The sequence below is a fragment of the Legionella sp. 39-23 genome (assembly GCF_001897665.1).
GTDB lineage: Bacteria > Pseudomonadota > Gammaproteobacteria > Legionellales > Legionellaceae > Legionella > Legionella steelei.
Map to the genome: position 1 here is coordinate 24,443 of NZ_MKTO01000019.1, position 14,479 is coordinate 38,921.

A 14,479-nucleotide genomic window follows, 5' to 3' on the forward strand; every position below is an offset into this window, starting at 1 on the left:
GAATATGGAATCTGCAGATCATCATTTCCTTCAACCTGCAGAGCAAAAAACACAACAAATATAGAAATTAACTACTGGCTTGAGCCCTAGTGTTTAATTGTTGTAAAGCATTTTTAAGGCGTGTTAAGACCCTTTCTTTACCTAATAAAGTCAGTGTCATATCAATAGATGGCGACATACCCGAGCCTGTTACAGCGACTCGCAGTGGTTGTGCTATTTTCCCCATATTGATATCAAATTGCGCACTGATGTCATTAATACACTCTTGCAAATGGTCTTTTTCCCAAGACGTTACCGTTTGAAACCGTTCATAAAGTGCTGTCAGTGGCTCCAAAACAACTGGACGCAAATGTTTTTTTACTGCTGCTTCATCATATTCAATTGAATCAGTAAAAAAATATAAACTCATTTGACACATTTCTACTAAAGTTTTACATCGCTCTGCCTGAATCGCGACCAAATCTGTTAATTTGGGTCCCTTAGAAAGATCAATACCCGCCTGTTCAAAGTGCCAACGTAATGCTTGAGCAACCTCTTCAACAGAATCATTTTTTTGATAATGTTGATTTAACCAATACAACTTTTCATAATTAAAACTCGAAACACCTCGACTCACATTCTTTAAATCAAAGCATTCAATCATTTCATTAATACTAAAGATTTCCTGATCACCATGAGACCAACCTAAACGCACTAAATAATTGAGTAACGCATGAGGTAAAACACCTAATTCTTTAAATTGCAGCACGCTTACGGCACCATGTCTTTTGGATAAACGTTTACCATCTTCACCTAAGATCATCGGTAAATGAGCAAATACAGGGATTGGTGCATTAAGTGCTTGAAACAAGTTAATCTGTCTTGGCGTGTTATTAATATGATCATCGCCACGAATTACATGGGTTATTTTCATATCAATATCATCGATAACCACAGCAAAATTATAGGTTGGGTGTCCATCAGAACGAACAAGAATCAAATCATCCAACTCACTATTTGCGACATGGATTTCTCCATAGACTTCATCATGAAACGTAACAGTTCCTTGTTCAGGATTTTTAAAACGGATTACATAGGGCTTATCCGATAAAGGTAAGTTTCTATCACGACAGTGACCATCATAACGCGGTTTTTCTTTAGCTTCTAATTGTGCGGTTCTTAAAGCTTCCAGACGTTCTTTACTGCACTCACAACGATAAGCCTTACCCTCATCCAAAAATTGTTGCGCTACATGATTGTATCGATCATAACGCTCCGTTTGATAAAAAGGACCCTCGTCATTATCCATACCTAACCAAGACATACCATCTAAAATAGCTTGTACCGATTCCTTAGTAGAACGTTCTTGATCCGTATCCTCTATACGCAAAATAAACTTACCTTGATGGCGCTTCGCATAAAGCCATGAAAATAAAGCAGTTCTTACTCCACCCACGTGTAAAAAACCAGTTGGGCTTGGTGCAAATCGGGTTCTAACTGTCATAATCTCTTCCACATTGTAAGGAATAAAATAATCGGGCTATAATAACTGACTTTAAAGCCTGGGTGAAGGATATTATGAGCAGACTTTAGCCCGCTTATCACCCTTCACGTTACGTTGCGTGCGATGCAGGCTAAAATTAAAGTATTATCCAAACTATTTGGTGAGACATTTTGAAAAGCATTGGTATTAAGTATCAACTAAGAATTACCACCCTAATTCCAGCCTTTTTAGTCGCACTGCTTCTCGCTATTTTTTATAATGGACTTTTTGGTAATGACTTGAAGCAGCACATGTCGCGTCTGGGAGAGGCTTACATCCGTCAATTGCTTCCTGCTGCACAATACGCCATGCTGCGCCGTGATGACCGCACTTTGCAAGGTTTAATTAATGCATCCACAATCAATCCAGAAGTGAAGGCCCTTGCCTTTTACAGTAGCGACGGACAACTACTTGCATATCGCGGTGGCAAACATTCGTTAAATAAACCATTTAGTCCGCCTAAATTTACGGGGGATTATATTGAAAGCAAGCAAATTAATCCGTTTACAATTAATTTCATCGCACCAGTTACTATTCCTAAATTCAATCTTTATTCCAATTCCTCTTTTAAGAATATCCTCAGTCCAATGGCTTCGCGTGCAGATGATATTCTAGGCTGGTTATCCATTGATATTGATACGCGCTCGATGATAATAAAACGTTACCAAATGCTCATTGTAACTATCTTTATTACTCTATTTGGCTTGCTTATGGGATTAACCATCCACTATTTTCTCTCCAAGCGTATTTATTTGCCCATTTCTCGTTTGCGTCGGAGCATGAAACAAATTTTACGAAATGAATTCGAAACAGAAATCAAAACAACGAGCGCAGGCGAATTGGGTATCATTGAGCAAGGTTGCACCCATTTGCAGAAAAAATACCTCGAAACAATGCGTGATTTAAATCAACACATCGAAGTAGCCACCGAAGATTTACAACAAAGTCTTGAGCTATTGGAAGAAAAAAATATTGAGCTCTCACTTGAGAAGAAAAAAATAGAAGAAAAAAGTCGGCAAAAATCAGAATTCATTGCCAATATGAGTCACGAAATCCGTACACCTATGAATGGTGTTATTGGCTTTACTAACGTTTTATTGGAAAGCAAGCTTGATCCATTACAATTAGATTATGTCAAAACGATTAAAGCCTCCGCACAAGACCTGCTAGGAATTATTAATGATATTCTTGATTTTTCTAAAATTGATGCCGGAAAACTACATCTTGATTGCATCCCGTTAAATATACGTCATTGTATTGATGAAGTACTAACACTCGCAGCTCCCAATGCTCATAAAAAAGGAATTGATTTAATCCCTATAACCGATGTCAGTGTACCCAAAATTGTCTTGGGTGATCCCTTTAGAATCAAACAATTCATCACTAATTTGGTGACTAATGCGGTTAAATTTACAGATCATGGTTATGTTCTGATTCGCACTAAAGTAGAGCAGGAAACGGAAAGAGATTACACTTTATGCATCAGTATCATTGATACAGGTCTGGGTATTTCTCCAGAAGATCAAAGCAAATTATTTACTGCCTTTAACCAAGCAGATACCAGCATTACTCGACGTTATGGGGGTTCAGGTCTCGGATTGGTCATTTGTAAAAAACTCTGTGAAGAAATGCATGGTCGCATTACCTTTACCAGTGAACTCAATAAGGGTTCCAGCTTTATCGCGCATGTTAAGGTTGAAAAGTTAGTTGCCTACGAAATAGAAAAAAATCAAATACACCCTTTCGCTCACTTTAAAATGTTATGCTTTGATGATAATTCGCTACATTTAGAAGCGCTATGTAATGGCCTTGGTTATTGGGGAATAGAGTGTATTCCCGTAAACTCATTGAATCATCTTGCAAGTGCTCTTGAGAATAATAAAGACTGCAATATTGCTTTTCTTAATATTAATAAAGGTTATGAGCAAAAAATTGCTGAAATCATTTCCGAACATAATTATTTCCCGTATGTGTTGATTTCCAAATGGCTCATCAATGACTACACTGCACTCGGTGCACAAGGCTTTTTATATAAGCCAATTAGTATTCAAAAACTACAAGATGTTATTGAGTCTCTAACCAGTCAAGAAAACATTGAAAAAACAGTCAATCATGAATTAGATGGCTTAAGAGAGCAATTACGTTTCATGCACCCAGACTTGCTCATTGCAGAAGACAATCCAGTGAACAAAATGCTCTTGGATTCTTTATTAGGCACCCACGCCAATATGACTGCTGTTGATGATGGTGAAATGGCTGTATCGGCTTGTAATGACAAAAAATACGACTTGATTTTACTCGATTTACAGATGCCTAAAATAAATGGATTAGAAGCAGCTCGACTCATTCGACACAAATCACAACTAAACCGTCATACCCCCATCGTGCTAATTAGTGCAAATGGCAGTGATGTGAACAGCATTGATCTCAAAAAAGCAGGTGTCGACTTTTGCTTGCAAAAACCTATAGATGAAAAACAACTACTGACCCAAATTCTTCGTATTGCAGATAAGGCAAAACACGCTGCAATTGATTGGCAATTATGTGTGCAAAAAGTATCGGGAAATCAAGTGCTTGCTGAAGAATTTCTTGCGCGATTTGTCGAGGAATTACATAAAAATCGTGATGAATTTATCCAATTAATGCATGATAAAAATATCAAAAAAATAGGAGAAGCGGCACATAAACTTCATGGAGCATGTTGTTTTTCTGGAGTACCTACTTTACAGAAAAAAGTAGTTCATGTAGAAAAACTGGCTGTGCATACCGCATCAATTGAAGAGCTTGCTACTCCTTTTGCAGAACTAATTCAAAGCATTGACGCAGTGATTAATGAATATGAAAATCAAAAAATAAGAATTTAAGCGATTACCTATCTCTTCCCCTATCTCCTCCAAGAGGCTAAGAGGCAGGTAATTACTTCAACAAGGAGAAAGAATGACTGTAAAAAATGCAATATATGCTCAATCAGGTGGCGTTACCGCTGTAATTAATGCGTCAGCTTGTGCTGTGATTCAGACTGCAAGGCAATATCCACAACATATTGGCAAAGTCTACGCAGCCAAAAACGGGATTATTGGTGCCTTAAATGAAGAGCTTATTGATACATCACTAGAGAGTGATTCAGATATCGCCAAATTATTACAAACACCTTCAGGTGCTTTTGGTTCTTGCCGTTATAAGTTAAAAGAGGATGGTGATGAATATGAGCGTTTAATTGAGGTTTTTAAAGCCCATAATATAGGATATTTTTTCTATAACGGTGGTGGTGACTCACAAGATACAGCACATAAAATATCGCAAATAGGCTCTAAAATGGGCTATCCAATTATTTGTATCGGCATACCAAAAACGGTAGATAATGATCTTCCCTATACTGATACCTGCCCCGGATTTGGTTCTGTAGCTAAATATGTAGCTATTTCTGCCCGAGAAGCAGGTTTTGATGTTGCATCAATGGCAGCTTCATCAACAAAAGTCTTTATTCTAGAAGTAATGGGACGCCATGCTGGATGGATTGCGGCAGCCAGTGGCTTGGCAAGTCAACACCCTGATGAGCCACCCCACATCATTTTATTACCTGAAGTTCCATTCCAACAAGGCAAATTCCTGAGAAAAGTAGACGAATGCGTTAAAAATTATGGTTATTGTGTTGTTGTCGTTTCAGAAGGAATTCGTAATACCGAAGGTAAATTCTTAAGTGAGGCTGGAATTCGTGATGCATTCGGTCATGCCCAATTAGGTGGTGTTGCACCAGTCATTGCTCAGTACATCAAAACGGAACTGAATTACAAATACCACTGGGCAGTCGCAGATTATTTACAACGCGCAGCCCGCCACATCGCCTCAAAAGTTGATCTGGATCAGGCTTATGCGCTTGGTAAGGCCGCAGTAGAATATGCTATAAAGGGTCATAATGCCATCATGCCAATAATCGTTCGTGAACATGATGAACCCTATCAATGGTCTATTGGCCATGTTCAACTAGCTAATGTTGCGAATCAAGAAAAAGCCATGCCTAAAACATATATTGCCGAAGATGGAATGGGTATCACTGCTGAATGCAAACGATATTTGTTACCTTTAATTCAAGGCGAAGCGTACCCAGACTATGTTAACGGGCTGCCTGATTATGTTCGCTTAAAGAATCAATTGGTACCTAAAGTACTTAGTCATATAAGATAGTAGATATTTAAGAATTAAATTTTCATAAATCACTGCATATACCGCGCTTCATGCGCGGTAAAAAATCCTGGCTGCAAGCAACAAAACTACCTTTCTACCCTGACATAAAGCGCAGTACATGGAGTAAAAATAGCCATTTATTGCTACAATCCAAGCAACCCTTATTGGGTTCTGCTACAATAAGAATAGGAAAAGAGGTAAAGAGGACTTCCTTTTCTTGCCATGGCAGGTTGTATCGTTGTTTTGGCCTATTTGTGTTGTAAGTTTCTGATAAATGGCATTTTTTTTGCATATTTATCGTTGTACCAATCATTAGGAGCAAATAATGAAACAAAAAGGCTTTACTTTAATTGAGTTGATGATAGTAGTGGCGATAGTTGGTATTCTCGCCGCAATTGCTATTCCGGCTTATCAGGATTATGTTGTTAGAGCTCGTGTAACAGAAGGATTAAGTCTTGCTTCCTCGGCGCAGACTACAATTTCTGAAAATGCCACGACGGGGGCTAATGCCTTAGACTTAGGTTGGGCTCAGCCCCCAGCAACTCCTAACGTTGCAAGTGTTGTAGTTACTCCAGCTACTGGTGTAATTACAGTGACCTACACTGCTCTAGCAAACAATGTGGTTCTTACGTTGACTCCGTCATCTAATGGACAACCACTTGTTGCGGGAACACCACCTACAAATCCAATTACCTGGGTTTGTGCAGTACAAAATGCTGCCGATGACCGTTATGTTCCAGCAAATTGCAGAATCTAATCCTATCTTTTTTAAAGGCCGCTTTAAGGCGGCTTTTTTATTATGAATTTTTATACTTAATGAGTAAGAGTTAAATATGTCACGTAAAAATCGTATTGAAGCATTGATCGAACAAGAGTTAATTCCCGTTTATTTAAGTGTTGAAGATGAATCAGCCAACCACCATGTTCCGGAAAACGCACAAACTCATTTCAAAGTTACTGTCGTTTCTTCACAATTTACTGATTTATCACGAATCGCACGCCATAGACTATTAAATCAATTGCTGAAAAATGAATTTGAGCTCGGACTACATGCCTTAAGCATGCATTTATTTACCCCAGAAGAATGGGAAAGTAAGGGAAAAAGCGTTTTGAACTCCCCTGCATGTAAGGGAGGCTTTAATAAAGAAAACAAAGACATATAAGATTAATATTATAATTGTAGCCTGGGTGTAACGTAGTGGAACCCGATTTCTTAGCATGAATAAACTTTTTAATCCTGAGGTCCACTGTTCCTCATCCAGGCTGCAATTAAATCCAAACTCAATAAACCGGCATATTTTTTGCTTCATTTTCATGCAGTTAAGAATAACTCTTTAAGGATTAGAATGAAGATAGAAGCATATGAAGCAAAATTTGGTGAATTGACCGAGCAGGCAATGAAACTGGGTAATCAATTCACGTCAAAAGCTTTGTTACAAAAAGAAATAACCACGCTTAGTAATGAAGCCGTAGCATTTTATAAAACAAACAGTGATCATAAAAAATCTGATTATCAATTAAGAATAAAAATTTTTCTCGAATTCGATAATTTATTGAAGAGCATAAAAAAAGATTTTGACTCTCAGAGCGAAAATAACAAAAAGGATTCATTTTTTAAGAAACTCAAGAGAATAAAAAAACCTGACTATTATGAGAAGATACCTAGTTCAGAAAGTTCGGTAAGTCTATGATTTTAAAAAATTATTAATATTACTTATTGACTAAATAACATTTTCTGTACCTTTCTATTCTGTAAAAAATCTGCCTGCAGTATTGTAATAATAATAATGCTTTGAATTGTAATCTGCAGGTAAAATTCGTTTTTCATCATAATTATTTAGCTTAAAAACTACAAAATTGATGCGATATGATAAAATAAATAGTAACGTCCATTGCCAACTTCCTATATAATGCCGGGCACTTTTAACAAGTCGATTTAATTAATGAACAACTGGTCTTCTGAAAAAATATCTGTCCTAGCCCTGGTCTTACTAATTACAGGTGCAATTGATAGTATAAGAAACTTACCGGGAACAGCCCTATTCGGTTCTTCATTAATTTTTTTCTTTATCTTTTCTGCGATTGTTTTTTTAATTCCAGTAGCTTTGGTGGCGGCAGAGTTGTCGTCAACTTGGTCTGATGAGGAAGGTGGAATTTATAGTTGGGTAAAGCATGCTTATGGTGAGAACCTTGCTTTTTTTACCATCTGGCTGCAGTGGATCAATACTTTAGTCTGGTATCCAACGATTTTATCCTTTATTGCAGGTGTCTTAGCCTATTTAATCAATCCCGAACTCGCTCAAAATAAATATTACTTAATTTCAGTAATTCTAGTTGTATTCTGGTCATTGACCATAATTGCTTTATCTGGATTACGCGCCTCAGCACATTTTGCAGGTCTTTGTGCCATATTAGGAATGATACTTCCCATGGGATTTATTATTTTTCTTGCATTGATCTGGGTTATTAAAGGGCATCCTATAGCGATTGATTTAAGCTTATCTCATTTGATACCGCACTGGAAAGACAGTCAATCCTGGGTATCACTCACCGCTATTATGACCTCATTTCTAGGTATGGAGCTTGCGGCAGTACATGTTCGTAATGTGCATAATCCACAAACGAATTTTCCTCGTGCGATGTTTTTCTCAGTCCTGCTTATCTTGACCACTATGATTTTTGGTTCTTTAGCTATAGCGTTTGTTCTTCCAAAAGAAAAAATCAGCCTGATTGATGGAGTACTACAAGCCTTTACTAACTTTTTCCAAGCATATAATCTTGAATGGCTATTGCCCATATTGATTGCATTATTACTTTTAGGAAGTTTAGGTAGCATGATCAACTGGATCATTTCACCTGCTAAAGGCTTACTGATGGCGGCCAATCATAACTTCTTGCCAAAGTTTATGTGCCAATTAAATAAGCGTGGTATGCCTTCGCGAATTCTAATCACCCAGGCAATTTTGGTTACGCTTTTATGCAGTGGATTTCTATTGTTTCCCAGCGTCAATGCCATCTATTGGCTATTTACAGCCTTAAGCACCGAACTCTATATTATGATGTATGTTTTGATGTTTATTGCAGCCTGGAAATTAAAAAGCAAATTTGCTCATCTTAAGCGACCTTTTGCAATCCCCGGTAAGAAAACAGGCTACTATCTGACGTGCATTTTAGGTTTATGTGGTTGCACTATGACTTTAATTGTAGGTTTTATACCACCAGTAGAGTTTATGAATTTTGGAAGTGCAAGTCATTTTCGCTTAGTTTTTTCTATGGGAATAGCAATCATGATGCTCCCTGCATTTTTGCTGTATTGGCGAAAAAAACACCTTACTAAGTCTGAGGATTAATAGAGAAAAGATTACTTAATGCTTCTCAAATGATGTATGCTCTTCCTCCCCATCAGAAGCTTGGGCTGGGTGAGTTATTTTGTCCATCGCCGATTTGTATTTGGTACATGAGTCGATTGTTGGTAAATCCACTCCTTGCTTTTTGTCAAATAATTCTTTACCAAGAAAATGCTTTGACTCTAAAAATTTTTGCAGTGATGTAGATAACTCACTTCCTTTTACTTGGATTGTAAATCCCAATAATTTACGAGTTTTACCCAGCGTAGTTTTTTCCTGTTGTTCATTAGAAACATGAATGACCTCTCTTACAGCTTCTGTAAGTGATGATTTTGCCTCTTCAAACGTACATTTGCCCTGCCCCAGATCACTCTTAATCTTATTGATTTGCGCATTTAATTCAACCAGAGCACGTGCCGTTGGATCAACCGCTTTCAAACCACGTTCAGAATCATTTAAAATCATTTGCAATTTTTTAGGGAGAGACTGTTTTAAGTCATTCACTAAATTATCAAATTTTTTCAGGTTTTCTCTATTACAATTTATTTTTGCTTCGAGATCCAATACCTGTTCCCATATTGTTTCTATTTGTTCACCGTTAATATCATCTTTTGAATATTCGTCTAATATATTTTTTAAAGCAGAATGTAATAAGGCCTCATCTCCAGCAAGTGTGCCTTTCTTATTTAAAGCAAAGATTTTTTCATTGGCATTGGCATATATTTTGTAAATATTTGGAGAAAAATTTTGTTCCGATAATTTTCTATCTATTTCTTGAAGGGTTTGAAAAGAAGAAACATGATATTTTTCGGGATCAGCAGAATAAAATTTATTTAAAACCTTTTGAAACGCAACTAGAGCATCAATTCGCTGTCCGTATGCTTGATAAAGACGGTCTTTATGTAATTGCAACGCCCCATTATAACGCATAAAATCATCATATCGAGGATCACTTTTATCAAATGGGCTAGGTATTGGTTTGAATGACTCATCTAGGATTTTTTTCAAATCTTCTTTGGATTTAGTTTTTAGCTCATCAATGCCATCTAGTACATCCTTAATCGTTAAATGCCCTCTAAATGAAGAAACAAGCTGATTGTCATTTTCAAATAACCTATCCAAATCTTTTAGTACATCATTATCAAAATTGGTGTTACCAGTGCTTACATATGAATTATGCTGGCCGGTATTCCCACTGCCTACACCTGTATCGGTTATCATTAATTTGCCGTTGATGAAGGCAAAATTATCGTAATTTCCCAAAAAATCATGAAAACCCATAAGCCCGCAAACAACAAATGCTTTCCTCAGTGGGGCAAAGCCCGATTCTTGTAATTTCTCTCTATTATAAACCTCTGTTTTTTTCCCTTTTGGTGTGTCAAATTGACCAGCATATTGAGATGCAAGCTCTTCTTTTACAAAACCATTCTCATCAAGGTAATATTTAAGGCCGCTTGGAAAGTTATCCGGATTTTTTTCATTATGATATGTAGAATAAGCGATTGTATTTTTGACAGCAGCTCCTTCCCCAAGAAAAAAGTTTAACATCGCGGAATTAGCAACCTCCACTCGATTACGTACGTTGTTAATTGCAAAATCTTCTTTAGTTTGAAACTTAATGGCCCCCGTTTTAACCAAAAACATCCGCTGTTGTTTTTCAGCATCAGAGGCCTTTGAATATTCCTGACTGTCTTTGCCTCTTTCTTGCTCAAGCGTGGAGGCATTTTCATTTCGTTCACGATACCAAAGCCATCTTCCCTTCACAGTACCACTCACCTTTGGCGCAACACCTGGTGCATCAATTCCTAACTTTTTACCAAAAAACCTTTTTTTATCTATAAAATCTATCATTATTGGGCTCGTTAATACGCTTACAACTTATGATAAATTATAGAACAGGAAAATTTATTTTTTTAGCAAAAGGAAATTGTGTTTCTGAACTTCTAGAAACAAACAATTCATATCATACGATATGAGAAAGACAACAAAGTATATAGATTGTTCTACAGAGCCTTATTCAAGATTACAACTTATCCTTTTCCTCTAATGAAATAACTCGAGCTTCGTGCTCCAACATAACAGGTATACCATCATGGATAGGGAATGCCAGGCGGTCAAATTTACAAATAAACTCTTGTTTTTTTAATAATAATTTTCCTTTACACAAAGGGCATACCAATATTTCCAATAGTTTTTTATCCACAAAATTCTCCTATGAGTCTAAGTCACTTTATTTCGTACGTATACAGGTTGCGCCTGAGCAGCTGAAATGGTTTTTTGTCCAGAAAACCGAGCAAATTGAATCATGGCTTCTGCTGAAGGGTTCACTGTTATTTTATCGCTAATTTGTGATTTAACTTCCAGTGTAAACTCATCCCAATATAAATCTACTCCTGCTCCAGCAAGGATTATAGATTGTTCTTCTGGGAGTGTAAGCTCGTGCACTGGATTAACATGTTCCTCTGCTGTCCATTGATCTGGAGCAAAATAAGCCCAATACATTTCTTGCATGCGTGCATCCACTACCGCCAATACAGGTGCATGGTGCATTTGTTTTTTCTGGCGAATTGACCAAGCAATTGCGACTAGACTGCTCACCGGAATCAACTGCAAATCATGAGCATAAGCCAGCCCTTTTGCAATACTGCAGGCAATACGTAAACCAGTAAAACTTCCAGGACCACGACCAAATACAATAGCATCCAGCTGATTCATCTGTAATCCGGAGCTGACCATCAACTTATCAATCATGGGTAAAATAAATTGTGCATGCGTTTTTTGGTTGCTTTGTTCATCGCAAAGTAGTTCATTCCCTGTCAGCAAAGCCACGCTGGCTGTTTCAGTAGATGTATCAATTGCTAGCAGTTTCATAATCCAGCTCTAATTCTTTAATAAATGTAAGTACTTTTTGTTCATCACGAGTTTTCGGTAATTGAGGTAAACTAGCCAGAATACGCCCACCATAATCTCTACTAGTAAGACGAGGATCAGCAATCATTAAAACCCCTTTGTCTGTATTATCCCGAATTAAACGCCCTACCCCTTGTTTTAGGGCAATAACTGCCCCTGGTAAAGACAATTCGTCAAAACCAGACAAACCTTTTTCTTTTAAATAAGCCATTCTACCACGAATTACCGGATCAACTGGGCTCGCAAAAGGCAACTTATCAATAATAACACAAGAAAGAGCGTCACCTTTGACATCCACGCCTTCCCAAAAAGTCGCTGTTCCCAATAAAACAGCATTCCCTAATTGCCTAAAACGCTCCAATAAAATAGGTTTTGCCTCAGTTCCCTGAATTAATAAGGGATAGTTTAAAATATTGCCCATCATTTGAGCAACTTGTTTTAATGCTTTATGGCTGGTAAATAGAAAGAAACAGCGTCCACCTAAAGCATTAATTAAGGGAATAGCTCGTGATACTAATAATTCATAATAAGCTGCATCCTTAGGGTCAGGTAACCCTCTAGGCAAATAAAGTAACGCTTGTTGTTGATAATCAAAAGGACTGGGCAATAATAAAGTTCTCGCTTCATGCAGTCCAAGAGGCTTACAAAAACAATCAAAAGAATCTGCAATAGTTAGGGTTGCAGAAGTAAATACATAAGTACACTCTTGACGCAAAAGCAGACTACTGAATGTTTCCGCAACATCATAGGGAGTAATATGAAAAACTAAAGTATGCTTAAAACGCTCTAACCAACGTATTTTATTATTATGTTCTTGGCTAAAGAACGACAAGATTCGTGTAAACTCCAGTAATCTTTCTTTACACCGTGCCAGTCCAGGAAACTCAGCAAGCGACAGGTCGTTAAAACACGCCATAATGTCATCTTTTAGTGTCAACCACTGGGTCCAAACACTCATAAAGGATTTATTATGCTTGATTTCTTCCCAACTGAGCCGCTCGTCTGCTCTCGGCAAACAATTGAAAAACTCGTCCAGCAACAGATCCGTTTTATGACTTAATGCTTTCAATGGGCGATTTGCGAGATCCATGATGGGCCATTCTTTAATGAGATCATCTAATAAATCACGAAATTGTCGTGTTCCAATCCGCTCCCCATGAAAATGAGTAGCTATTTCGGCAAGTTGATGCGCTTCATCAAAAATAACAACATCCACACCCGGCAATAACTCCCCAAATCCCTCTTCTTTTAAGCGTGAATCAGCAAAAAAGAGATGGTGATTAATTACCACTACATCAGCGTCTAACGCGCGTTTGCGTGCCTTGAGTAAAAAACAGGTTTCATGATTAGGACACTCCGTACTTAAGCAATTATCGACTGTGGATGTTACATAATGCCAAACTGGTGAATCTTCACTCAATTCAGGCAACTCCGATCGATCCCCATTTTTCATTTGTGACAATTTATTGCGTACAAGAGCGACTTCATGAGCACATTGGGGGCTTTGAAACTGTCCTTCTTCTGAGTGTAATTCAACACGATATTGACAAATATAGTTGGATCTTCCTTTAAGATTTTGTATACGAGCAGATAATCCCAAGGCCCTCACTAAAGTAGGCAAATCTTTTTGATACAGTTGATCTTGTAAGGTTTTAGTTGCTGTAGAAATGAGTGCTTTTTTGCCACTTAACAAACATGGAAGTAAGTAAGCAAACGTTTTACCTGTTCCCGTACCTGCTTCAGCAATTAAAATCGATTGATCTTCAATCGCTTCAGCAATAGCCACAGCCAAATCAGATTGTGGCTTACGCGCCACAAATCCAGCAATGGCCGTGGAAAGTCGTCCTTTCTCGCTAAGAATGCGCTGACATGATTCAGCAAGTGAGGTGATTTCTACCACTCTTTCTGTAAATATTGAAGTTTATCCTTAACCTCTTCCCAATCTTTAGCATCGAGAGGAGCATCTTTTTTAGCAGTAATATTAGGCCATTCTTTAGCAAGCTCAGCATTTAATTCTTTAAATTGCTGCTGTTCTGGGGTTAAATCATCTTCGGAAACAATTGCATTGACAGGACATTCAGGTTCACACAATGCACAATCAATACATTCGTCTGGATGAATTACCAAAAAATTTGGTCCTTCATAAAAACAATCAACAGGGCATACTTCAACACAATCAGTATACTTACACTTAATGCAACTTTCTGTTACTACAAAAGTCATGATAACCCTTTTTTAGGCTAGAAATAATGAATATTAAATCATAAAAATGCCCCTTTACGATAGTCATTTTCTCGAGTAATTGCACAGACTAAAACTTATCTTTCTCAATTCAAGCGAGTTTATGGTTCACTTTAAAAATCGAAAAAATCAGCGCGATAACTGATACACTTTTCAATCTCCCTATAATTCTTTGAATGGCCAACCAAATGCAATATTTTTGTACATTCACTGCAAGTATTTATGCTCATTTTAGGGCTTATACTTACAAGAAAAAATCTTAGTGTAAAAAGAT

The 14,479-nt window shown here is 37.4% G+C and carries 12 protein-coding genes; 6 read left to right on the forward strand and 6 right to left on the reverse strand.

Features of this window, described 5'->3' with window-relative positions; all coding sequences use genetic code 11:
• Nucleotides 1–67: 67 nt before the first annotated feature.
• Nucleotides 68–1,483 (reverse strand): glutamate--tRNA ligase, encoded by a 1,416-nt coding sequence (gene gltX / locus BGO44_RS08980; RefSeq protein WP_273200013.1) that lies wholly within the window; start codon nucleotides 1,481–1,483, stop codon nucleotides 68–70.
• A gap of 167 nt (nucleotides 1,484–1,650) precedes the next feature.
• Between gltX and letS the strand changes: the two genes are divergently transcribed.
• The 6 genes from letS (at nucleotide 1,651) to BGO44_RS09010 (ending at nucleotide 9,057) form a co-directional block, all read left to right on the forward strand.
• On the forward strand, nucleotides 1,651–4,386 hold the full coding sequence (gene letS / locus BGO44_RS08985) for a two-component system sensor histidine kinase LetS (RefSeq protein ID WP_416338570.1): 2,736 nt from the start codon (nucleotides 1,651–1,653) through the stop codon (nucleotides 4,384–4,386).
• Nucleotides 4,387–4,459: 73 nt separating this feature from the next.
• On the forward strand, nucleotides 4,460–5,707 hold the full coding sequence (locus tag BGO44_RS08990) for a 6-phosphofructokinase (protein WP_273200009.1): 1,248 nt from the start codon (nucleotides 4,460–4,462) through the stop codon (nucleotides 5,705–5,707).
• Between the two features lie 325 nt (nucleotides 5,708–6,032).
• A complete protein-coding gene (locus BGO44_RS08995) occupies nucleotides 6,033–6,464 on the forward strand; it encodes a pilin (RefSeq protein WP_273200007.1) in 432 nt (143 codons plus the stop codon).
• Between the two features lie 76 nt (nucleotides 6,465–6,540).
• Nucleotides 6,541–6,870 (forward strand): BolA family protein, encoded by a 330-nt coding sequence (locus tag BGO44_RS09000; protein WP_273200005.1) that lies wholly within the window; start codon nucleotides 6,541–6,543, stop codon nucleotides 6,868–6,870.
• 183 nt (nucleotides 6,871–7,053) lie between these two features.
• Nucleotides 7,054–7,398: a hypothetical protein gene (locus BGO44_RS09005; protein ID WP_273200004.1), complete on the forward strand. Its 345-nt coding sequence runs from the start codon at nucleotides 7,054–7,056 to the stop codon at nucleotides 7,396–7,398.
• Nucleotides 7,399–7,650: 252 nt separating this feature from the next.
• The gene (locus BGO44_RS09010; protein ID WP_273200002.1) at nucleotides 7,651–9,057 is read left to right on the forward strand and encodes an APC family permease; all 1,407 of its coding nucleotides are present in this window, start codon (nucleotides 7,651–7,653) and stop codon (nucleotides 9,055–9,057) included.
• Between the two features lie 15 nt (nucleotides 9,058–9,072).
• On the opposite strand, the gene BGO44_RS09015 is transcribed toward BGO44_RS09010, so the two are convergent.
• The 5 genes from BGO44_RS09015 to fdxA all read right to left on the reverse strand — a co-directional run bounded on the left by BGO44_RS09015 (nucleotide 9,073) and on the right by fdxA (nucleotide 14,187).
• Nucleotides 9,073–10,905, reverse strand: a complete 1,833-nt coding sequence (locus BGO44_RS09015) for a hypothetical protein (protein WP_273199999.1) — start codon at nucleotides 10,903–10,905, stop codon at nucleotides 9,073–9,075.
• 172 nt (nucleotides 10,906–11,077) lie between these two features.
• Nucleotides 11,078–11,257: a Trm112 family protein gene (locus BGO44_RS09020; protein ID WP_058510003.1), complete on the reverse strand. Its 180-nt coding sequence runs from the start codon at nucleotides 11,255–11,257 to the stop codon at nucleotides 11,078–11,080.
• A gap of 17 nt (nucleotides 11,258–11,274) precedes the next feature.
• Nucleotides 11,275–11,925, reverse strand: a complete 651-nt coding sequence (gene tsaB / locus BGO44_RS09025) for a tRNA (adenosine(37)-N6)-threonylcarbamoyltransferase complex dimerization subunit type 1 TsaB (protein WP_273199997.1) — start codon at nucleotides 11,923–11,925, stop codon at nucleotides 11,275–11,277.
• Complete coding sequence (gene yoaA, locus BGO44_RS09030; RefSeq protein ID WP_273199994.1) at nucleotides 11,906–13,864, reverse strand: DNA repair helicase YoaA; 1,959 nt, start codon at nucleotides 13,862–13,864, stop codon at nucleotides 11,906–11,908. The genes tsaB and yoaA overlap by 20 nt, the downstream gene beginning before the upstream one ends.
• Nucleotides 13,858–14,187, reverse strand: a complete 330-nt coding sequence (gene fdxA, locus BGO44_RS09035; protein WP_273199991.1) for a ferredoxin FdxA — start codon at nucleotides 14,185–14,187, stop codon at nucleotides 13,858–13,860. The genes yoaA and fdxA overlap by 7 nt, the downstream gene beginning before the upstream one ends.
• Nucleotides 14,188–14,479: the final 292 nt, after the last annotated feature.

What these genes read in the sequence shown, in the direction of transcription:
- gltX (WP_273200013.1), bottom strand. Translation starts at nt 1,483, where the DNA reads ATGACAGTTAGAACCCGATTTGCACCAAGCCCAACTGGTTTTTTACAC.
- BGO44_RS08990 (WP_273200009.1), top strand. Translation starts at nt 4,460, where the DNA reads ATGACTGTAAAAAATGCAATATATGCTCAATCAGGTGGCGTTACCGCT.
- BGO44_RS08995 (WP_273200007.1), top strand. Translation starts at nt 6,033, where the DNA reads ATGAAACAAAAAGGCTTTACTTTAATTGAGTTGATGATAGTAGTGGCG.
- BGO44_RS09000 (WP_273200005.1), top strand. Translation starts at nt 6,541, where the DNA reads ATGTCACGTAAAAATCGTATTGAAGCATTGATCGAACAAGAGTTAATT.
- BGO44_RS09005 (WP_273200004.1), top strand. Translation starts at nt 7,054, where the DNA reads ATGAAGATAGAAGCATATGAAGCAAAATTTGGTGAATTGACCGAGCAG.
- BGO44_RS09010 (WP_273200002.1), top strand. Translation starts at nt 7,651, where the DNA reads ATGAACAACTGGTCTTCTGAAAAAATATCTGTCCTAGCCCTGGTCTTA.
- BGO44_RS09015 (WP_273199999.1), bottom strand. Translation starts at nt 10,905, where the DNA reads ATGATAGATTTTATAGATAAAAAAAGGTTTTTTGGTAAAAAGTTAGGA.
- tsaB (WP_273199997.1), bottom strand. Translation starts at nt 11,925, where the DNA reads ATGAAACTGCTAGCAATTGATACATCTACTGAAACAGCCAGCGTGGCT.
- fdxA (WP_273199991.1), bottom strand. Translation starts at nt 14,187, where the DNA reads ATGACTTTTGTAGTAACAGAAAGTTGCATTAAGTGTAAGTATACTGAT.